The sequence below is a fragment of the Moraxella canis genome (assembly GCF_034424565.1).
Classification (GTDB): Bacteria; Pseudomonadota; Gammaproteobacteria; order Pseudomonadales; family Moraxellaceae; genus Moraxella; species Moraxella canis.
On record NZ_CP139961.1, the window covers coordinates 1,008,618 to 1,028,920 of the forward strand.

The 20,303-nt window shown below is 48.0% G+C and carries 23 protein-coding genes and 1 rRNA gene; 5 read left to right on the top strand and 19 right to left on the bottom strand.

Features of this window, described 5'->3' with window-relative positions; translation table 11 throughout:
* Positions 1-97: 97 nt before the first annotated feature.
* The 3 genes from U0021_RS04540 to cysK form a co-directional block, all read right to left on the bottom strand.
* Positions 98-436, bottom strand: coding sequence for a ComEA family DNA-binding protein (locus tag U0021_RS04540; protein ID WP_114800597.1), 339 nt, complete (start codon positions 434-436; stop codon positions 98-100).
* A complete protein-coding gene (gene mazG / locus U0021_RS04545; protein WP_114800598.1) occupies positions 426-1,265 on the bottom strand; it encodes a nucleoside triphosphate pyrophosphohydrolase in 840 nt (279 codons plus the stop codon). The genes U0021_RS04540 and mazG overlap by 11 nt, the downstream gene beginning before the upstream one ends.
* A gap of 68 nt (positions 1,266-1,333) precedes the next feature.
* A complete protein-coding gene (cysK, locus tag U0021_RS04550; RefSeq protein ID WP_078255967.1) occupies positions 1,334-2,263 on the bottom strand; it encodes a cysteine synthase A in 930 nt (309 codons plus the stop codon).
* A 208-nt stretch (positions 2,264-2,471) separates the two neighbouring features.
* Between cysK and U0021_RS04555 the strand changes: the two genes are divergently transcribed.
* Complete coding sequence (locus tag U0021_RS04555; protein ID WP_227538709.1) at positions 2,472-3,890, top strand: phosphohexomutase domain-containing protein; 1,419 nt, start codon at positions 2,472-2,474, stop codon at positions 3,888-3,890.
* A 68-nt stretch (positions 3,891-3,958) separates the two neighbouring features.
* Here U0021_RS04555 and U0021_RS04560 read toward each other — a convergent pair whose 3' ends face one another.
* The 11 genes from U0021_RS04560 to def form a co-directional block, all read right to left on the bottom strand.
* Positions 3,959-4,816 carry an SPFH domain-containing protein gene (locus U0021_RS04560; RefSeq protein WP_078255965.1) on the bottom strand — a complete coding sequence of 286 codons (858 nt, stop codon included), beginning with the start codon at positions 4,814-4,816 and terminating at the stop codon, positions 3,959-3,961.
* A gap of 36 nt (positions 4,817-4,852) precedes the next feature.
* Positions 4,853-5,302 carry an NfeD family protein gene (locus tag U0021_RS04565; protein WP_114800599.1) on the bottom strand — a complete coding sequence of 150 codons (450 nt, stop codon included), beginning with the start codon at positions 5,300-5,302 and terminating at the stop codon, positions 4,853-4,855.
* Between the two features lie 222 nt (positions 5,303-5,524).
* Positions 5,525-6,760 (bottom strand): MFS transporter, encoded by a 1,236-nt coding sequence (locus U0021_RS04570; protein ID WP_114800600.1) that lies wholly within the window; start codon positions 6,758-6,760, stop codon positions 5,525-5,527.
* 147 nt (positions 6,761-6,907) lie between these two features.
* Complete coding sequence (gene fabF / locus U0021_RS04575; RefSeq protein WP_114800601.1) at positions 6,908-8,227, bottom strand: beta-ketoacyl-ACP synthase II; 1,320 nt, start codon at positions 8,225-8,227, stop codon at positions 6,908-6,910.
* A gap of 132 nt (positions 8,228-8,359) precedes the next feature.
* On the bottom strand, positions 8,360-9,283 hold the full coding sequence (gene xerD, locus U0021_RS04580) for a site-specific tyrosine recombinase XerD (RefSeq protein WP_049235609.1): 924 nt from the start codon (positions 9,281-9,283) through the stop codon (positions 8,360-8,362).
* Between the two features lie 22 nt (positions 9,284-9,305).
* Positions 9,306-9,545, bottom strand: a complete 240-nt coding sequence (gene tusA, locus U0021_RS04585) for a sulfurtransferase TusA (protein ID WP_114800602.1) — start codon at positions 9,543-9,545, stop codon at positions 9,306-9,308.
* Positions 9,546-9,660: 115 nt separating this feature from the next.
* Positions 9,661-10,116, bottom strand: coding sequence for a hypothetical protein (locus tag U0021_RS04590; RefSeq protein WP_114800603.1), 456 nt, complete (start codon positions 10,114-10,116; stop codon positions 9,661-9,663).
* Between the two features lie 17 nt (positions 10,117-10,133).
* Entirely contained in the window at positions 10,134-10,610 is a 477-nt protein-coding gene (gene ruvX / locus U0021_RS04595) for a Holliday junction resolvase RuvX (RefSeq protein ID WP_049235606.1), read from the bottom strand.
* Positions 10,610-11,167 carry a YqgE/AlgH family protein gene (locus tag U0021_RS04600; RefSeq protein ID WP_114800604.1) on the bottom strand — a complete coding sequence of 186 codons (558 nt, stop codon included), beginning with the start codon at positions 11,165-11,167 and terminating at the stop codon, positions 10,610-10,612. The genes ruvX and U0021_RS04600 overlap by 1 nt, the downstream gene beginning before the upstream one ends.
* Entirely contained in the window at positions 11,164-12,897 is a 1,734-nt protein-coding gene (recN, locus tag U0021_RS04605; protein WP_114800605.1) for a DNA repair protein RecN, read from the bottom strand. Before recN ends, U0021_RS04600 begins: the two co-directional genes overlap by 4 nt.
* Positions 12,898-12,987: 90 nt before the next feature.
* Entirely contained in the window at positions 12,988-13,509 is a 522-nt protein-coding gene (gene def, locus U0021_RS04610; RefSeq protein WP_114800606.1) for a peptide deformylase, read from the bottom strand.
* 230 nt (positions 13,510-13,739) lie between these two features.
* On the opposite strand from def, the gene hisB reads away from it, so the two are divergent.
* Genes hisB through U0021_RS04625 form a run of 3 tightly spaced genes read left to right on the top strand, consistent with a single transcriptional unit; the run spans position 13,740 to position 15,351 of the window.
* Entirely contained in the window at positions 13,740-14,330 is a 591-nt protein-coding gene (hisB, locus tag U0021_RS04615; protein ID WP_049235602.1) for an imidazoleglycerol-phosphate dehydratase HisB, read from the top strand.
* Positions 14,331-14,339: 9 nt separating this feature from the next.
* Positions 14,340-14,966 (top strand): imidazole glycerol phosphate synthase subunit HisH, encoded by a 627-nt coding sequence (hisH, locus tag U0021_RS04620; RefSeq protein WP_114800607.1) that lies wholly within the window; start codon positions 14,340-14,342, stop codon positions 14,964-14,966.
* A 19-nt stretch (positions 14,967-14,985) separates the two neighbouring features.
* Positions 14,986-15,351, top strand: a complete 366-nt coding sequence (locus U0021_RS04625; RefSeq protein WP_114800608.1) for a hypothetical protein — start codon at positions 14,986-14,988, stop codon at positions 15,349-15,351.
* A 25-nt stretch (positions 15,352-15,376) separates the two neighbouring features.
* On the opposite strand, the gene parE is transcribed toward U0021_RS04625, so the two are convergent.
* Both parE and U0021_RS04635 read right to left on the bottom strand, forming a co-directional pair.
* Entirely contained in the window at positions 15,377-17,266 is a 1,890-nt protein-coding gene (gene parE, locus U0021_RS04630; RefSeq protein ID WP_114800609.1) for a DNA topoisomerase IV subunit B, read from the bottom strand.
* Between the two features lie 184 nt (positions 17,267-17,450).
* Positions 17,451-18,071 (bottom strand): YqiA/YcfP family alpha/beta fold hydrolase, encoded by a 621-nt coding sequence (locus U0021_RS04635; RefSeq protein ID WP_114800610.1) that lies wholly within the window; start codon positions 18,069-18,071, stop codon positions 17,451-17,453.
* 146 nt (positions 18,072-18,217) lie between these two features.
* Between U0021_RS04635 and U0021_RS04640 the strand changes: the two genes are divergently transcribed.
* On the top strand, positions 18,218-18,487 hold the full coding sequence (locus tag U0021_RS04640; RefSeq protein WP_407666584.1) for a DUF1289 domain-containing protein: 270 nt from the start codon (positions 18,218-18,220) through the stop codon (positions 18,485-18,487).
* Between the two features lie 75 nt (positions 18,488-18,562).
* Here U0021_RS04640 and U0021_RS04645 read toward each other — a convergent pair whose 3' ends face one another.
* The 3 genes from U0021_RS04645 to rrf all read right to left on the bottom strand — a co-directional run bounded on the left by U0021_RS04645 (position 18,563) and on the right by rrf (position 20,255).
* Positions 18,563-19,627 carry a hypothetical protein gene (locus U0021_RS04645; protein ID WP_114800612.1) on the bottom strand — a complete coding sequence of 355 codons (1,065 nt, stop codon included), beginning with the start codon at positions 19,625-19,627 and terminating at the stop codon, positions 18,563-18,565.
* A gap of 184 nt (positions 19,628-19,811) precedes the next feature.
* Positions 19,812-20,069 carry a DUF6804 family protein gene (locus tag U0021_RS04650; RefSeq protein ID WP_114800613.1) on the bottom strand — a complete coding sequence of 86 codons (258 nt, stop codon included), beginning with the start codon at positions 20,067-20,069 and terminating at the stop codon, positions 19,812-19,814.
* A 72-nt stretch (positions 20,070-20,141) separates the two neighbouring features.
* Positions 20,142-20,255 (bottom strand): 5S ribosomal RNA (gene rrf / locus U0021_RS04655).
* Positions 20,256-20,303 lie beyond the last annotated feature (48 nt).

Consider the following 20,303-nt stretch of genomic DNA (forward strand, 5'->3'; position numbering starts at 1 on the left):
CAAAGCTTGAAGGTTATCAGTACAGTTTTGGATATTTTTGATAATTTCGGTTAAAAAATCTATGAATGCTTGATTAATGAGCAGTGATCGCTCAAGATTAATTTGCCACGCTTAAGCGGTGACGGTTCTTATTTAAAATGGCAGGTCCAACGCCTTTGACATTCATCAGATCTTCAACAGAGCCAAATTTGCCGTGCTCACTTCGATAGTCCACAATGGCTTGGGCGGTCTTATGCCCCACACCTACTAAGCTTACAAAGTCAGCTTGGCTTGCGGTATTGATATTTAAGGGTTTGGGTTTTTGGGTGCTCATCAGCGCTTGGTAGGCGCTTTGGGCATCAGCATAGCACTGTTTGGCTTCGTTGGCATATCCCAAGCCTACACACAAAAGACCGCCAAGCAATAAAGCGATGGGCGACCAAGCGTTAAGTTTCATTTGCCTTTGCCATCTCCCAATAGCGATCCATTTCTGCCAGATCACTGTCCTCAAACGATCTGCCTTGATCCATCAGCGACTGCTCAACAAATGCAAAGCGGCGGCGAAATTTCCCTGCAGCGCCTTGTAGCGCCATCTCGCTATCAATGTCCAAATGGCGCGCCAAATTGGTCAAAACAAACAACACATCCCCAAGCTCATCAGACAGTTTTTGTTTTTGTTCTTTATTAAGCTTATCTGATTTATAATTAAACTCGCCTGTCGGCAAAAGCTCATCAAGTTCATCAAGCTCTTCTTTGAGCTTATCAAGCACGCCTTGTAAATTTGCCCAATCAAAACCAACGCTTGCCGCTTTGTCTTGCAGGTGCTGAGATTGCATGAGCGCGCTGCCTGCCTTGACATCGGACAAAAGCCGTGTGGGCTGACCCAAAGCCGCCAAATGGGCTTTTTCTTGGGCTTTGATCTCATCCCATCGCCGTTTGACATCAGCATCGGTTTTTAAGTTTTCTTGATCAAAAACATGCGGATGGCGGCGGATCAGCTTATCTTGGAGCGCCAAGATCACTTCTGACATATCAAAACGCCCCGCCTCTTGATACAGGTGCGCATGAAAAACCACCTGCAATAGCACATCGCCCAACTCACCTTTGAGCTGCTCTGTGGCAAATGCCGAGCCATCGTCGGTCTGAATGGCTTCGATGAGCTCATACACCTCTTCGATGGCATATTTTTGTAACGATGCGTTGGTTTGCTTGGCATCCCAAGGGCAATCGCTGCGAAGTTTTGCCATCAGGGCAAGTAAATCATCAAAATTGGCGGTTGGCGTCATAAGCCCTCCAAAAAAACTCTCCTTGTTATTATAACAACAAGGAGAGTTTGGTCAATTTAAAAAGATGATCATTGCGCCAAATCAGCAAATAACGCTGTTGACAAGTAGCGCTCACCGGATGAAGGGATGATAACGACGATAAGCTTGCCTGCGTTTTCTTCGCGTGCTGCCAATTCAAGCGCCGCCGACACTGCCGCGCCTGATGAGATGCCAACAAGCAAGCCTTCTTTGGCTGCCATATCGCGCGCCACACCAAAAGCATCTTCATTCGCCACTTTGATGACTTCATCATAGATGTCGGTATTAAGCACAGATGGGATAAATCCTGCGCCGATGCCTTGAATCGGGTGCGGACCTTTTTCGCCGCCTGATAAGACAGGTGATGCCAGTGGCTCGACCGCGACAACTTGAATGTCTTCTTTTTTGGCTTTGAGCGCTTCACCGACGCCTGTGACTGTGCCGCCCGTGCCCACGCCTGACACAAAAATATCCACCTGACCGTCTGTGTCCGCCCAAATCTCTTCGGCAGTGGTATCACGGTGTACTTGTGGGTTGGCCAAATTGTCAAATTGACGCGGCATAAAGTAGCCATCTTGGGCAGCAAGCTCATTGGCTTTGGCGATGGCGCCGCCCATCCCTTCAGCAGCTGGCGTCAGTACAAGCTCGGCACCATAAGCACGAAGCAGCGCACGGCGCTCAAGGCTCATGCTCTCAGGCATCGTGATCACCAAACGGTAGCCACGCGCTGCTGCCACCATCGCAAGTCCAATACCTGTGTTCCCACTGGTCGCCTCGACGATGGTGGTGTCTTTGGTCAAAAGCCCTGACTTTTCGGCATCGTCAATCATCGCAAGGGCAATGCGATCCTTGACCGAGCTTGCAGGATTAAAATACTCAAGCTTCGCCACCACGCGAGCGCCCAACCCCTGCGTCAACTGCGTCAGCTCAACCAAAGGCGTACCGCCGATCAGCTGTGTGATGTTTTTTGCAATTTTCATACCCACTCTCCGATTTCGATGTAGTTTTGATGTCTTTCACTATAACAAATTTTTAAGGTTTTTGGTATGAACGAGTACGCAAATTATTATGCCATTTAACCAAGTCTTTATGCCATTTTGTGATTTGTCGAATAAGCGCAGATTATCATTTCTTAAAAACCATGATACAATTAAACTGAGTATATTATCTGATTTAAGGACACCGATTGTGACAACATTTTCTCCCATCACCATTTCATGTTTTAAGGCGTATGATGTGCGCGGTGAGCTGGATGTGACGCTTGATGAGCATATCAGCTATCGCATCGCTCGCGCCTTTGCCCAAATCCTAAAATCCCAAAACACCACCGAGCGCCCCGCCATCGTCATCGGCTCAGACATCAGACCTTCAAGCCATGCGCTCAAAATCGCCGCCATCGAAGGTATCACCGATGCAGGCGTGGATGTCATTGACCTTGGGATGACAGGCACCGAAGAGGTGTATTTTGCGACCAGTCATTATCAAGCCATCGGTGGCATCGAGGTGACCGCAAGCCACAACCCCATCAATTATAATGGCTTAAAAATGGTGCGTGAAAACTCGCGCCCCATCAGCGCCGATACGGGACTGATCGAAGTACGTGCATTGGCTGAAAGCGGCGATTTTATTGAAAGCCAAAAAGGCAGCATCACCCAAAACCCCGATAAAACCGCTTATGTCGATAAGCTGATGAGCTTTGTGGATATCACCAAGTTCATCCCCAAAAAAATCGTGGTCAATAGCGGCAATGGCTCGGCAGGTCCTGTGGTCGATGCTCTTGAGGAGCGCTTGGCAAGCTCACCCATTGAGCTGATCAAAGTGCATCATCAGCCTGATGGCAGCTTTCCAAATGGCATTCCAAACCCCATGATCATCGCCAATCAAGCCGCCACCCGTGACGCGGTGCTAAGCACGGGCGCGGATTTTGGCGTGGCATTTGATGGCGATTTTGACCGCTGTTTTTTATTTGATGCCAATGGACGCTTTATTGATGGCAGTTATGTGGTCGGGATGCTGGCGGCTGCATTTTTACAAAAACATCCCGGGCAGACCATCGTCTATGATCCGCGTGTAATTTATAATACCCAAAATGTCATCGAAAAGATGCAAGGCGTGCCTGCCCTAAGTAAATCAGGGCATTCGTTCATCAAGCAAGTGATGCGCGAGACGCAGGCGATTTATGGCGGCGAGATGTCAGCGCACCATTATTTTAAAGACTTTTTTTATTGTGACAGCGGCATGATTCCCTGGCTGCTGCTGATTGAGCTATTGTCGGTGACGGGCAAGTCTTTGGCAGAGCTGGTGGATGATTATATTCAAGATTTTCCAAGTTCAGGTGAGCTTAATTTTAGACTGGGTGAAACTGATGCTGCTGCCATCAGCCAAGGCTTGGAGCAAAAATACGCTGACCACAGCCCCCAAAAAAACACCTTAGATGGGCTGAGCCTGGATTTTGGGGATTGGCGGTTTAATTTGCGCTCAAGCAATACCGAGCCTTTGATCCGTCTGAATGTCGAGGCGCGCGGTGATGCCGATCTTCTAACTCAAAAAATCAAAGAAATCATCGACTATCTACACAGTCAAGGTGCAATCGCTGCCGACCATTGATCCATCTTAGCCATCAAAATAGCCACTCAGATTCTAGTGGCTATTTTTATGATTTGATCAAGCTTGTCTTAGACTTTAAATTTATCACCTACCAAGCCTTTGACTGTATTTAGAATGTCAGCAGGCAGCACCACCATTTTGGCGTTATTGGATTTTGCCATCTCATTCATGGCTTTGATGTACTGCTCGCCCAGTAGGTACACCACAGGCATGTCTTTGCCATCCATCGCTTGTGAGATCAGGCGGATCGACTCTTCAGAGCCGCGTGCAAGTACCACTTGAGCTTCAGCATCACGGCGAGAGGCTTCTAGGCGACCATCTGCTTCTAAGATAGCGGCTTGTTTTTGACCATCAGCGCGGGTGACGGTGGCGCGGCGCTGGCGCTCGGCGGCGGCTTGTTCTTCCATAGCCAGCTGCATGGTCGCTGATGGCTTGATGTCTTGGATTTCTACCGTTTTTAGGGTGATTCCCCAGTCAGAGATGTCATCACTGATGGCATGCTTGAGCTGCGCTTTGATTTGATCTCGGCTTGATAGCGCTGCATCCAAATCCATCTCACCGATGATGGAGCGCAGCGAGGTTTGTACCAAGTTACGGATGCCATGCTCATAGTTTTCGATGCCGTAGACCGCGTGCTCAGGCTGCACGATGTTAATGTATGCTACCGCATTGGCGATGATAACCACGTTATCACGCGTGATGACTTCTTGGCTTGGAATATCAAGCACGATGTCTTTGGTGGTGACTTTGTAAGCCACATTATCCACATAAGGAATGATAAAATTCAGACCTGGTTCAAGCGTTTGGTGATATTTACCCAAGCGCTGAATGATCCACTTTTCGCCTTGCGACACCATTTTTACGCCTTTATAGATGGTGAATACCACCAAGGCGATGAGCGCCAAAACAATGATTGTAAATTCCATAGCTTCCCCTGTTATTATGTAAAAATAAATTTGGCGTTATTTTGGTATGACAATCAGCTCATTACCCATCACGGCAGTGACGATCACACGCGTGCCGACTTCGATGGGATGACCGTCAAGCGTGCGGCACGCCCATTCGGCAGCGCCTACTTTGGGCACAGAAAATCTGACCACGCCCACGCCATTTGTCATCACAGGCGAGATGATCATGCCGATCTCACCGATGATCACTGAGCCGCCTAGCCCTGCCTTGGTTCGCATCTTAATCCGCGGCTGTATGAGCTTAAACCACAAAACGCACGCCACAATAGACAAGCTTAGCCAAATGACCACTTGGCTCAACAGGCCCATCGGCATCAACCAAGCGATCAAGGCTGTGATGATGGCTGCCACCCCAAACCAAAGCATGGTGAAGCTTGGCACAAACATCTCGCCCATCATCAATAGCATTCCGATCACCGCCCAATGCCATGGCTGCAATCCCATATTCACCCCTTTTCATCGAATCATAACGCACTGCACCGCTCAAATTCTGCAAGCAATCATTGAGCACTTTTAAAGAATTGGCATGTGGCGTCATTGAATGGTCATCCCAAGCTTTTGCTTAGCCAAGATGCTGATATTTAATGTCGATTACTTAAAAATATCACCACAGTTTATTTGATTATAAAACAGCTGTTAACTTTTTGCAAAGTTTTGCCAAATGACTCACTGATCGATCTTGGTTTCGCTGGCTGCCCACACCCCAAATGGGATATTGATCAGCATAAGCGCTGCCATCACCGTCAAGGGCAGCTGCCAATCGCCTTGATGTTCATATAATTTGCCAATCACCAAAGGACCAAACAAAGCGATACTATAACCCACCGCTTGCACCATGCTTGATAAATCGCGCGCGGTTTCGGTGCTTGAGGTGCGTAAAGAAAACATCATCAGACTTAAGGTAAAAATCAGCGCACAGCCAAAACCCATCAGTGCCGACCAAAGCATCATCAAGCTAGGCATCAGCAAAAGCCCAAAAGCACCAGCAGCATTCATCAGACAGCCTGCCAACGCAAACGCTCGCGCAGACGCACCACGGCGCATCAGCCAAGTCAGCAGTATGATGGCAGGTGGCGCCATCAGCTGAAACACCAGTGCCAAGCGCGTTGCTTCATCCAGCGTCGCCCCAAAGCCCATGCCAATGGACGGTAAAAAGCTTGCCAAGGTATAAAATAAAAACGACTGAAGCCCAAGCAGCACCGCCATCTGCCAAGCGGCTTTTTTTTGCCAAGGGTTGATCAAGATGGGTGGACGGATGGGCGTATCAGCCACAGGCAAATCAGGCGCTGCCATGGGCAGACTTGGCTGGCTTTGGCGATATATTTGCCACCACACCAGCGCTGCGACCACACCAAAGATCGCCCAGCCACTCATCGCAAGCCGCCAACCCAGATCATTGGCAAGCGGCACCACCACCCAAGCACCAAAGCCTGCCAAGGTGGACATACTCAAACTAAACACCCCTGTGGCAAGCGAAATATTATCAGGGGCGTACTGCTTGATAAATGGGGCAGTCAGCGCGTTTAGCATCCCAATGGCAAATGACAAAATCAGCGTGCCAACATACAGCTCCATCACCCCAAACCAGTTTCGCATCGCGACCCCTAACGCCAACAAAAGCGTCATGCCAATCATCATCCGCTCAAGCCCAAATTTTCTAGCCAGTACCGCCGCCATCAATGAGCCAAACGCAAATAACGGCATCGGCATCGCGCCAAGGTAACCAATCTGCGCCGCTGACAACCCAAAATCATCAGACAGCATGGGCGCGATTGAGCCGATCATCACCAAAGGCGAGCGCATGTTCGCCGCCGCAAAAATCAGCCCAACAATCAATAGCAATAATGAGGTTTTGGCAGTCGTGCTCATCTTGGGCGTCGGTGTCGTGGCATGATTCGACATGAGTGATCCAAATGAATTGATAATAGGTCAATGAGTAATTGTGCCATTATAGTGAAATTGACACGCATTTACCATTGCATCCACGATTTTATCTTAAATACAAAAAACCCCAAGCGCATCTGCTTGAGGTGACTACAAAAGCAAGTATCATTCTTGCCATCGGCGGAATAACAGCGAGCCGTTAGTCCCACCAAAGCCAAAGCTGTTTGATAAAGCAAATTCCACCCCATCAACACGGCGCGCAGTATGGGGGATGTAATCCAGCCGGCACGCTTCATCTTGGTGATCCAAATTAATGGTCGGCGGCAAAATCTGATTTTGGAGTGCAAGGATGGTAAAAATTGCTTCAATCGCCCCTGCAGCCCCAAGCAGATGCCCTGTCATGGATTTGGTTGAGCTCACCAAAATATCTTGACCAAATAGCCGCTCGATCGCTTGGCTTTCAGCAATATCACCTTGGGGTGTGCTGGTGCCATGTGCATTAATATAACCGACCTGATCGGCGCTGACGCCTGCATCAGCCAACGCAGCTGCCATCGCACGAGCCGCCCCCTCTCCGCCTGTCGATGGGCTGGTGATGTGATTGGCATCATCACTCATCCCAAATCCGACCAACTCTGCCAAAATGGTAGCACCGCGTGCTTTGGCGTGCGCCAAACTTTCAAGCACCAGCGCGCCTGCCCCATCGCCAAGCACAAAGCCATCGCGGTCTTTATCAAAGGGTCGGCTGGCGCGCGTCGGCTCATCATTACGCGTTGAAAGTGCATGCATCGCCCCAAAGCCTGACAACCCAAGCGGTGTTGAGGCTTTTTCACTGCCGCCGACCAATACCGCATCACAGTCGCCATAAGCGATCAGCCGCGCGCCGAGTCCAATGGCATGGGTAGATGTCGTACAGGCGGTCGCCGTCGCAAGATTAGCGCCCTTTAATTGATGACGCATGGCAATGAGCCCGGCTGGCATATTGACGATCGCCCCAGGGATGATGAATGGCGATACTTTTTTGGCGCCGTGCTCCTTGAGCGTGTCGCGGCTTGCTTCGATCGTCTGAATCCCACCGATACCTGAGCCCATCACCACCCCAAAGCGCTCACCATCGACATTGACAGGTAGGACGTCGCCTTTGATATCATCAATCAAGCCTGCATGATGCAGCGCCATCGCCGATACCACTTGCGCATAATGCATAAACGTATCAAAGCGGCGCGCTTCTTTGGGGTTTAGGTAGTCTTTGGCATTAAAGTTTTTGACCAATCCGGCAATCTGAGACCGAAATTCATCAATCGCGACCGATTTATCCTCAAAGCCATCAAGTCGTGTGATACCACTTACGCCTTGGGTGAGGTTATCCCAAATGTCATCCAAACTGTTTCCGATCGGGGTTAAAGCCCCCATTCCTGTAATCACAACGCGCGACTCGTCCGGTTTTTCAAAATAAGCAGGCTTGGTTTTTGCTGGCTGTGTCATGGCATATCCATCTTAAGTTCAGTTATGATCGTTTTATCTTAGCATGATTTACAGCGAATTTATAGTTTACAGTTGTATTTTATTTGATGGGAAATAAATGTCTTTGCATCTAGCGTCAGCGTCGTGACAATATCAGCCTCGGGGATGGTGTTCGGCATGGAGATTTTGTAGCCTTGTGGTCGCCACATGTGTATAAATCTGCGTGGTGGACAGGTCGCTATGACCCAATAACAGCTGAACGCTGCGCAAATCAGCACCGTGATTCACCAAATGCGTGGCAAACGCATGGCGCAGCGTGTGCGGTGAGATCGCGGTGCTGATGCCCGCCATCAGGGCATATTTTTTGATCAAATGCCAAAAATTATGCCGCGTCATGTAGCCGCCTTGCTCAGTCAAAAACACCGCTTGACAGTCTTTTTTGCCAATCAATAGACTGCCACGCACAGCCAAATAGTCATTGAGCGCAGACAAGGCATATTCACCCAAGGGGATCAGGCGCATTTTGTTGCCCTTACCAGTCACTGACAGCCAGCCTGCATTCAGATTGAGCTGCTCAAGCGATAAGCTCGTCAGCTCACTGACACGCAAACCGCAAGCATATAAAACCTCAAGCATGGCTTTATCTCTCAGACCTCGCACGCCTGAGACATCTGGCGCGTCTAGTAGCGCGGTGACTTCTTGCTCGGAGAGCGTTTTGGGTAACGCTTTGCCAAGCTTGGGCGTTTTGATGGATTCACAAGGATTATCCTCTCGATGACCTGACTCAATTTGCCATAGAAAAAACTGGCGCAGGCTTGCCAAAGCGCGTGCGATGGAGCGCTCGGATTTATTGGCATCTTTTAGGCGCATCAAGTGGTCGCGCACATCTGATGACTGCCACAAGCTCACTGGGGTGTCTGATAAGCGAATGCACAAGCGCACATCTTGACTGTACGCATTTCTGGTGGCTGTGGACAGACCGCGCGCCAGCATCGCTGCACGAAATTGGCTCAGATACTCTGGGTCATCATCATAGATCACCGCGCTATCGGCTCGGGGTGTGGTAGATTTTGCCATGGATTGATAAAATCACTGAGCTTTATACTTGCTTTTTTTGAACCAAGTAGCGATAACTGCCATCATCAAGCGTTTCTTGATCGACCAGCGTATGCCCCAAATGACGACAAAAGTTGGGAATATCACGCGTCGTGGCAGGATCGGTTGCCAAAATCTCAATGTGCTCGCCACCTAGGGCTTGGCGCATGGTCTTATGAAGCATCATGACAGGTTCAGGACAAATCAGCCCTTTGGTGTCTAAGGTGTGATCAATGGTGGTCATGGTCGTCTTTTACTCTGGTTTTGGATAAATTTTAACTGCTTGACCTAAAGCTACAGTTAGCAAAGCTATGATCTGCATGGTCAGTCTTTGGATTGGGGCAGTTTAAATGGGCTGTTTAGGGTGCTTTTGAAGATTTTTCTTCCAAAAAACTGGCGAATTTTTTGAGATTAACCCGAAACAAAAACGGCATCCCAAACCAAGCGATCATCGCCAAAAACAGCGCCATAAAAAACACCGTATCTGCGCCAACGCTCAATCCCCACACCGCAGCAAATCCAAGCAGTGCTATCCCAGTTGCCAAAATCACTGCCAAAATTGAGCCGTCCATCACCCGATAACGCCTCAATAAAAAGCTATGATACAGGCTGATGGGGATGGTGATGGCGATGAGTGCGTACGGCAAATAATGAAACGCATAATAAATCCATGAGCTGTCTTTGAGCGCAGGCAAGCTTGCCAAAGTCCCAAAAAGACAAAAGCATAAAATCGCCCCAAAGCCCAAACGGACACTTAGGTTCGCTTGGCGAATGGCTTGGTCAAATTGATGAGCGATCAAAGCGTGGTGCTGCATAGTGTTTCCTGACAAACTCAGTCCTTATGCGAGTCTTTGCGCTCGCTGACATAGATGGCATGGTTAGGCGCATGATAATAGCTGTCAAGCAATAAACAGGCAGCAATGTCATCAATCGGTTCAGACGGTGAAGCAATCCAGCCGTGATCAAGCGCGATCATCTTGGCTTCTTTTGAGCTGAGACGCTCATCATAAATAAACACCGAAACCGCCTGACGACGCTCGCCCAGCCGATGCGCCAATCGCCGCGCAAACTTATGAGCGCGCTTGGTGAGCATCGACTCGCTGCCATCCATATTTAGTGGCAGCCCCACCAACACTTTATCAATGCCCCAATGTTCAATGATGCCAAGCAGATTATCCCAATCAGGCTGCCCATTATTCATCGCCAAAATATCAAACGGGCGTGCGTCACAGGTGATGCTGTTGCCCAGCGCCATGCCCATTTTTTTGACCCCATAATCTAGGGCAAGTGTCAAGGTTTCGCTTGTCATTAGGCGTGTCCAATCATGGTTGTAAGCTTATCAAGATCGATGCCAAGTTTGTCATAACAAGCCTTAAGCCTGTCTTCAAATGGCGTCGAAAACAAAGTCGGCAAATCTGCAGGGCAGACATACCAATCGCCAGCAGCCACTTCGGCATCCAGCTGACCTTTACCCCAATTACAATAGCCCATGCATAATAAATAATACTTCAAGCCATCATAAGACAGCTGCTCTAAGATATCCTTGCTGGTCGTCAAGCAGACATTTTCAGAGATGGCAAAAGAGGATTTATAAACTGGCTGCCCTGTGTGCAAAATAAACCCCGCCTCAGGACGCACAGGTCCGCCATTCATGGCAGGTACCTGCATGGCGCTTGCGGTGACTGGCACCTCAAGCTCGGTCAAAAGACCGCCCACGCTATTTGGCAGGGGCTGATTAATGATAAATCCCCACGCACCTTCTTTGGTGTGGCGACAGATATAAATGACAGCATCCATAAATCTTTCATCGGTCATCTGCGGACTTGGGATCAAAAAATGATGGATCAGTTTTTGGGGATTTGTCATGTATCCTTGCCTCTTTGAGCCATCTCATCGGCAGAGATATTGGCGGTCAGCTCATCGGCATGACGAATGTCTGCCAAGAGGCTTTTGACATGAGCGCGCGTCGCCTCGGTGATATTCACGCCGCCTGACATTCGCGCCAACTCATCAATTTGTGCCTCATCGGTGATGACTTGCATCTGGCTTTTGGTGTGTTCGCCGTGCTCTTTGTGCACCAAGATGTGACGATGTGCAGCAGCAGCGACTTGGGCTTGGTGGGTGATGGCAAGTAGCTGCTGGTGCTTACCCAACGTGCGCAAAAGCTCACCAACCACTTGGGCTGTCCCACCGCTGATACCCACATCCACCTCATCAAACACAAGCGTTGGGTGCGCGCCTGCGCCGTCGCCTGCCGCCATCACCTGCATGACCAGCGCCATACGCGACAACTCGCCGCCTGATGCCACTTTATGCAAGGGCTGAAGAGGCATGCCCACATTGGCGCTAAATAGTAGCGCAATGTCGTATTTGCCTTGGGCGGTGTAGTGTTCAGCAGATTTTTCATTAAACGCAAACTCGCAGCGCGCATTTGGCAGCGCCAAAGGCAAAAGCCGTGCCTCAAGCCGCTCACACACATCAGGGGCGATTTGGATGCGTGCCTGATCAAGCTTATCTGCCGCCGCAAGATAAGCTTGATAAGCCTCTAATACCTTGGCATCCATGGTGTCATTATCAGGCAGGCTGCTTAGCATATTCAGCTCATCTTGCCAATCCGCTGCGTCAGCGATCAGCTCGGTGATGGGCGTGTGGTATTTGCTTGATAAGCGATGCGCAAGGCTTAATAAGCCGTTTAGCTCATCAAGGCGCGCCTCATCAGGCAGCTCGCGCTCTGCATAATCAGTGAGCTTAGCGGCGGCATCTATGATCTGCTCTTGGGCGAGCGCAAGCAGCTGACTGCACTCTCCAAATGTTTTGCTGGCTTGAGCATTATTATCACAAATCCGCATCGCCCGCCCAAGCAGGCTTAGCACCGATGGGGCATCGTCATCATTATCAAGCTGCACCGCCGCCTCTAAGGCTTCACGCATGAGAGTTTCAAGATTGGACAGCTCGTCGTATTCTGCCTCAATCTCCTCAAAATTCACCAAAAGCAGCGGCTCAATGTCGGCAAGCTTGGCTGACAAAAGCGCCATCCGATCCGCTCGCTGAGCTGACTGGCTGCGTGCGTCATCGGCTTGTTTTTTTAGGGTTTGATAGTGATGAAAAGCGGTCTTGGTTGCTGATTTTAGATCGCCAAGCTCGCCGATGCGATCCAGCCAATCTACGACAAATTGCGGCTTGAGCAGCTCAAGTCCTGCGTGCTGCGAGTGAATATTAACCAAAATTGCACCGAGGCTTTTAAGCTCACTGATGCTGGCTGGCACGCCATTGATCCAAGACTTTGAGCGTCCTTGTGCGCTGATTTTTCGGCGAATTAGCAGAATATCATCATCAAGACTTCTGTCATGCTCCTCAAACCACGCCGCCACGTGTTCGTTATTGGCGACATCAAATTCCCCAAACACGCTGGCTTCTTCGCAGCCATGACGAACCATGCCGCTATCGGCACGCTCGCCTGCGCATAGCGACAAGGCATCCAAGATCAGCGATTTGCCCGCGCCTGTCTCACCTGTGATGACATTAAACCGCGCATCAAAGCTGATTTCTTTTTGCTCAATGAGTGCCAAATTTTCTAAAGTCAAAGAAGTGAGCATAAATCATCCAGTTAGCAAATCTTAATTGTCTTATGTTAGCCGCCAAAGCCGTCACACCGCCATAACGCACATTGAACATCAGCGCGCTGTTTAATTGGTTTTCTCACGCGCTTTGAGTACTTTTTTGACTTTATCGCGAGCACGGCTTTGTTTGAGTGTAGATAAATAATCCACAAACAATTTACCGTTCAAGTGATCCATCTCATGCTGAATACACACCGCCAACAGCCCTTCTGCCTCCATCTCAAACGGCTGACCGTCCTTATCGAGTGCCTCAATGCGTACACGGCGAGGTCGCTCAACGGTGTCATAGACCTCAGGCACTGACAGACAGCCTTCTTGATAAGGCAAAAGCTCCTCCACCAGTGGCGTCACTTTAGGGTTGATAAATACCTGAGGTGCTGGCGCTTCATCTTCTTTGGCTAAGTCCATCACAATCAGCTGCACATGGCGATCAACCTGCGTCGCCGCAAGCCCAATGCCATGTGCGTCATACATCGTCTCAAACATATCCTCAATCAAGGTCTTTAGCGAATCATCAAAGACCGTCACAGGTGCTGCAATAGTGCGTAGGCGGGGATCAGGATATGCCAAAATTGGTAATCGTGCCATAATTTTTCTTATCTCAGTGGTAATTACAATATTATGTTAATCAAACTATTATACTTGAAAATGGGGGCAAAAAGATAATCTACCACCCAATCCCTCAAAGTTTTTGCAAAAATTTATCTTAAAATTCGGTAAAAGTCGCTTTTTTGAGCCAATCCTATTGGCAAGCATGGGCTTTTGTGCAAGAATAGAGTGTTGATTTGTTTGCATCTTTTCATTTTCAAGGGATTATTATGACTCGCAGCGCCAGCATCACCAGAAATACCGCCGAAACCCAAATCAGTGTCAGCATCAATCTAGATGGCAGTGGTCAAGGCGTGCTTGATACAGGTGTGCCGTTTCTTGACCATATGCTTGACCAAATCAAGCGTCACGGACTCATTGATCTGGATGTCAAATGTGTGGGCGATACCCACATCGATGACCATCACAGTGTTGAAGATGTCGGCATCGCCATCGGTCAAGCGCTCAAACAAGCCTTGGGCGACAAAAAAGGCATTCGCCGTTATGGGCATTTTTATGCGCCGCTTGACGAAAGCTTATCTCGCGTGGTGGTAGACATCTCTGGTCGTCCTGGTCTGCATATGGATGTGCCATTCACACGCTCACACATAGGCTCGATGGATGTTGATTTGTTCTCTGAGTTTTTTTATGGGCTGGTCAATCACGCCTTCATCACCTTACACATTGATAATCTCAAAGGCAAAAACAGCCATCACCAAATTGAAAGTGTCTTTAAAGCTTTGGCGCGTGCGCTTCGGATGGCGGTTGAGTATGATGACCGCGCCAAAGATCAGCTACCTTCCACCAAAGACATGCTCTAAGGGGTTGTTATGACGAAAGTTGCGTTACTTGATTATGGCGTTGGTAATCTATATTCGGTCGCCAATGCGCTCAAAGTGGCAGGTGCTGATGTCATCACCACCGATCGAGCTGACGATATCCAAAAAGCAGATAAAATACTACTGCCAGGCGTAGGTGCGATGCGTGATGCGATGGCACACATGGCTGAACACGGCATTGATACCGCCGTTAAAGAAGCTTTGAACACCAAACCTGTCATGGCGATCTGTGTGGGCATGCAAGCGATGTTTGATGTCTCAGAAGAAGGCAATGTACCTTGTTTGGGCATCATTCCTGGCACGGTGCGCAGATTTGATGATGCATGGATGCAACATGATGAGCCGATTAAAATACCGCATGTTGGCTGGAATCGTGTCGATGCAGATACCGATCATATGCTATGGCAAGGCTGCAATCATGAGTATTTTTATTTCACGCACAGCTACTATTGCGACCCTGTGCCAAATGATCAGCTGATTTTGGCGCATACCACTTATGGTCAGAAATTTTGCTCAAGCGTCATTCAGGATAATTTATTCATCACTCAATTTCATCCCGAAAAAAGCCACCGAGCCGGTCTAAAGCTGCTATCAAACTTTATTAATTGGCAGCCTTAATGATTTGGATGTTTAAGAGATGCTAAATATACGCACTTTTGGGATTTTAGGGGTAGTGTGCGCTGCTACTTTTTTGATGGCTTGTCAAAGCGCCAAACATCTAAGCGGTCAAAGCCCATCACCATGCGCCAAGGATGGCTACCGTCAGTCACTTTTAACACATCACTGCGTGCAGCCATCAACAGAGGCGCATATTGCCTTTATGAATGCCGACAGTAAGATGGTTTATGTGCGACTTTCAGAAGATCGTCAATTTGCTGAAGTCTTTATCGGCAACTCACCCCAAAGCATCGTACTAGAAGCGGTCAAAGGCGGCTATCTGTCTGCTGATGGCAAAACCAGACTCATCAACACCGGGCAAGCTTGGCGGCTGCTTCGCCCTTGATCGCCGAAGAGCTTTGGGTATGGGCTTATACTGAGATATCCGCCAAATCTCCTTTGGTCTGTAGCCAGTGCTTTCGGTCTGCCGAGCGTTTTTTGGCAAGCAGCATATCCATGATACTGTTTGTGTTTGCGGCATCATCCAAATCCAAGCGAACCAATTTACGCGTATCAGGATTCATGGTCGTCTCGCGCAGCTGACTGGGATTCATCTCGCCCAGCCCTTTGAAGCGTGTGATTTGCGGTTTTTTATTGCCAAGCCTTGCAAGCACTTGGTCAAGCTCTTCATTATCCAGCGCATAATACACTTCTTTGCCGGCATCAATGCGATACAAAGGCGGCACCGCCACATACAGATGACCTGCCTCGATCAGCGCAGGGAAATGCTTCACAAACAGCGCACAAATCAGCGTCGCGATGTGCAGACCGTCCGAATCGGCATCCGCCAAAATACAGATTTTATCATAGCGAAGCTCCGATAGATCATCTGATGCAGGATCGACGCCGATGGCGATGGCGATGTCGTGAATTTCTTGGCTGGACAATACAGTGTCCGATGACACCTCCCAAGCATTTAAAATTTTACCGCGCAAAGGTAAAATCGCCTGAAATGAATTGTCACGCGCTTGCTTTGCTGAACCGCCTGCTGACTGACCTTCCACCAAAAATAGCTCTGAGCCTTCTTTTAACCCACCGCGGCAATCCCACAGCTTACCTGGCAGTGCAGGTCCTTGCGTGACTTTTTTGCGCGCGACTTTTTGCGCGGTCGCTAGGCGTTTGGTGGCTTTGGAAATGGCAAGCTCAGCAATGGCTTTGGCATGATCTGGATGCTGATTTAGCCAAAGACTAAACGCATCTTTAGCCAAAGTCTGAACCAGTGGCGCCGCTTCGCGGCTTGATAGGCGCTCTTTGGTCTGTCCGCTAAACTGCGGCTCAACAAATTTCAGCGACAAAATGTAGTTGACACCATCCCAAACATCTTCTCCAGACAGCTTCACTTGACGTGGTAACAAATTGTGAATGTCACAAAATTCACGCAGTGCCTCAAGCACACCCGTGCGCAAGCCATTGACATGCGTGCCGCCTTGAGCGGTCGGGATGAGATTGACATAGCTTTCGGTAATCGGTGTGCCGCCCTCAGCAAGCCACGACAGCGCAAAAGTCGCCCCACCGCGCTCGCCTTTGGCAGGCTCTTGGCTAAAGTAAAATGGCTCTTCGGGCAAAGTGGCTAGGCCCTCAAGCTGCTCGGTCAGATATTGCACCACGCCATCGGTGAATTGCCAGCTTTCGCTGTCATTTGGCTCAATTTCACTGATAAAATCAATGTGTAAGCCTGCTGCTAATACCGCTTTGGCTTTTAAATTATGCTTAAGGGTTTTGATTGAAAATTTTGGCGTATCAAAATACTGTCCATCCACCCAAAATTGCACTTTGGTACCGCGCTTTTTTTTATTGGCTGACTTATCAGCAATCAACGGTGTCACAGGCTCGCCGCGTTCAAATGCCATCGTATGCATCAGTCCATCACGCCACACCGTCACTTCAACGCGTGTGGACAGCGCATTGACCACACTGATACCTACGCCATGCAGACCGCCAGAGACTTGATAGTTTTCGGTGCTAAATTTACCGCCAGCATGCAGGCGCGTCAAAATCAGCTCAACGCCTGATTGATTAAATTCAGGGTGAATATCGGTCGGCATCCCGCGCCCATCATCCTCAACAGACAACGATCCATCCTTATGCAGGGTGACGATGATATGACGAGCAAACCCCGCCAAAGCTTCATCCACCGAGTTATCGATCACCTCTTGGGCAAGATGATTGGGGCGTGTGGTATCGGTGTACATGCCTGGGCGACGGCGAACAGGCTCCAAACCTTCTAAGACTTCTAATTTTTGTGAATTATATGTACTCATAAATTTTATAGATAAAAATATAAGCCATTGTACACCAAAGCTATGAGTTTGGGAAATGGCTTTAAATTTTGTTCACTGTGATGATTTATATCAAAGATGCTGTATTTTAGAAGTCAAATCTTATGCTTTATCTTAATCCACTAAGTTTAAATACACAAATGTTTTCAATATCGGTTTGAGCAATTCATATGAATCGGTTATCTTGATGCAGCTGGATGACCCAGTCGATGACTGTTGCCACTTGCGCTTCATAATCACTGATGCGATGATCGCCGCCTGCTTGCGCCAATACTTGCACGCCTTTTTGATCATAAAAATCATAAGTCGCCTGCGCATCCAAGAGCTCATCACCCATCTTAAGCAGCACTTTGATCAGATCAGGGTTTTTGGCAGCAAGTCGATGCTGCTCAAACCACGCCAAATCGCCATAAGCGATCTGCCAACCGCCCGTTGTTGTATAAATCACCGTCTCATCAGATAACGCATGTCCATGGAAGTTTTGATCCAAGAATCGGCGAAAACTGATATCGGGTCGAATACTAGGATTGAGTAGCACCGCAGGTACACCCGTCAAATCAGACAGTAAATTGGCAAAATATCCACCCAGTGATGAGCCGATTAGGACGGTATTTTGAGCATCCGTGATGAGCGATTGTAAGAGCGTGACCACTTCATCAGGCGCACGATTAAGATTGGGTCGAACCACTTCGATATCTGGATGATTGGCTTGGCAATAGGCTTGCGTGATTTGCGCCTTTATTGCATTACTGTCGCTATCTAGTCCGTGTAGATAAATTAACTTCATAATTTTCCTTCGGTGATCTTTGAATTATTGCAAATTGATGAAATACTGTTTATATTACAAAATAACGCAAGTGTTAAGATGCCATTATAGTATCAAATCTTGCCATATTTGCTATGCTCATTTTGGGATAACTTAATTCCACGCCAATCATGTTACAAGCTGAACTGTTTCGTATTGACAATCCCTGCATCGGGGTGTGTCAGATGAATAAAAAGGGATATTGTATCGGCTGCCTGCGTAAACGCAGCGAGCGGCAAAATTGGTATCGTCTAAGTGACAGTGATAAGCATAAAATCTTGGTTTTGCTTGCCAAACGCCGTCAAAGGCTGGGTGATCATCGCCTGAAGAAGCGACATGCCACCGACGATATCACATCATTGACGCAGTTAACTTTAATACAGCTCACAGATCCTTAAATCTTGTTTAAATCTACGTCAATAAAAAATCTGCCAACTTTGTGGCAGATTTTAAGCTTAATGAATCAGATCACATTACTGATGATCACGTTCACGAGAGATCATAGGGGCTGCTAAGCGGTAGTTGGCTGCAGCAGTTTTTGCACCAGTAACACTTGCTACAAAAGTCAATAAGGTGCTGATTAACCAAAACAAACCTGAGTAAAGCGCCGCCTTACGTGCAGTATCTTCGGCACTTTGCAAGGTCTGTTCTACACTGACCTTAGCATCAGCAATGGCTTGCTCAGTTTGGGCACGATACTCATGATAAGACGCGGTCGCCTCTTCACGCACTTCCAATGCTTGCGCTTCACTCAAGCCTTCAGCTTGAAGGCGACGGATCAACTCATCACTGGTCAATGTGGTCTGTACTTCATCAGCACGCTGCTTGGCATATTCATCAATATTTTTCCAAGTATCAATACTGCCAAAGTCCATTTCGCCAAGATCTGCTTTGGTTTCATTGAGCATATCTTCAAGCACATTCACCGTTGCAGTAATTTGAGCTTGATTAAATGTGTCATTATTCTTAGCCACCCAAGCTTCGATATCCTGACGACTGATATTGCCTGTGGCTTTTTGATAAAGCTCTTGTGCCTTAGTAGCCATATCATTACCATCTGTATTAGCTGCACCTGCTGCGCTGGTACCAATACCCGCCACGGTTGCCGCAGTCGATGTAACCGCACCCGCTGCACCTCCGATGGCGCTTGCAGTCGTGCCAACCGCATTACCTGCAGTTCTCATGATACCTGTTACGCTATTCATGGCAAAAATAGAGCTAATCACCACAATGGCGGCAGCGGTTAATATGCCTGTTAAAGCCGCATCTCTTGGCAAAATATCAGTGCCATCACCGAATAATGCTTCAGGAGCAGAAGCTTTGACTGCAAAAAACCCGGCAACAAAAGCACTTAATAAAGCCGTAACAGCAGCATAGATACCTGCCGCAATACCTGCACCGCGTAGGTCCAAAGATAAAAATGAGCTTAAAACCAAGCCCAAAGCAAGCATTGTCATTGACACAACAAGACCCATCAAAAGCCCTGCAAAAATACCACGCCATGAAGGACGTCTGGCAGCTGTCGTATGAATTTTCATAAGCATTCTCAAATTAAAAAAAAATTAGGGACAAATTAATAACTGAAATTTGAATGAAAATTATAAGAAAAACTTATGTAAGCTTCAGTAAGTTTATAGTGGTAATTAAGTAATGGAAATGTATAGCCAACTTAAAGATAAGGATGATGACAGAATTACTCTAACAACTTTCTTTGATTCAATACTAAAAAGCTGCTGATAATAAATTTATTACTGTCCAAATTTCTTTTGGAAAATAAACTTTAATGATCGGATTATATACCAAAGCCAATATTACAAAAATCCAAGGCAAAATTTTATCATGCCTTTCAAAGCTAATGTAGGCTACCCAAGCAAAAACACCAAATGCGATCAAACGCAATAAGGTGTAATAGCCATAAGGTAGTGGCAACACCGCCAATACTAGAAACACAACTGCTATATATAAAACTATTTTAGGCATCTCTCATCACTCCTTTCACCCCCCAAACAAAACCCCCTCACATCTTCCAATGCAAGGGGGATTGAATAAGGGTGCTGACGATGACCTACTCTCACATGGGCGAACCACACTACCATCGGCGCTAAGACGTTTCACTTCTGAGTTCGGGAAGGGATCAGGTGGTTCCATCTTGCTATTGTCGTCAGCGTAAAAGGATTAACAACGCGGTATGAGTCTGTTATAGTTTGGTTTCAA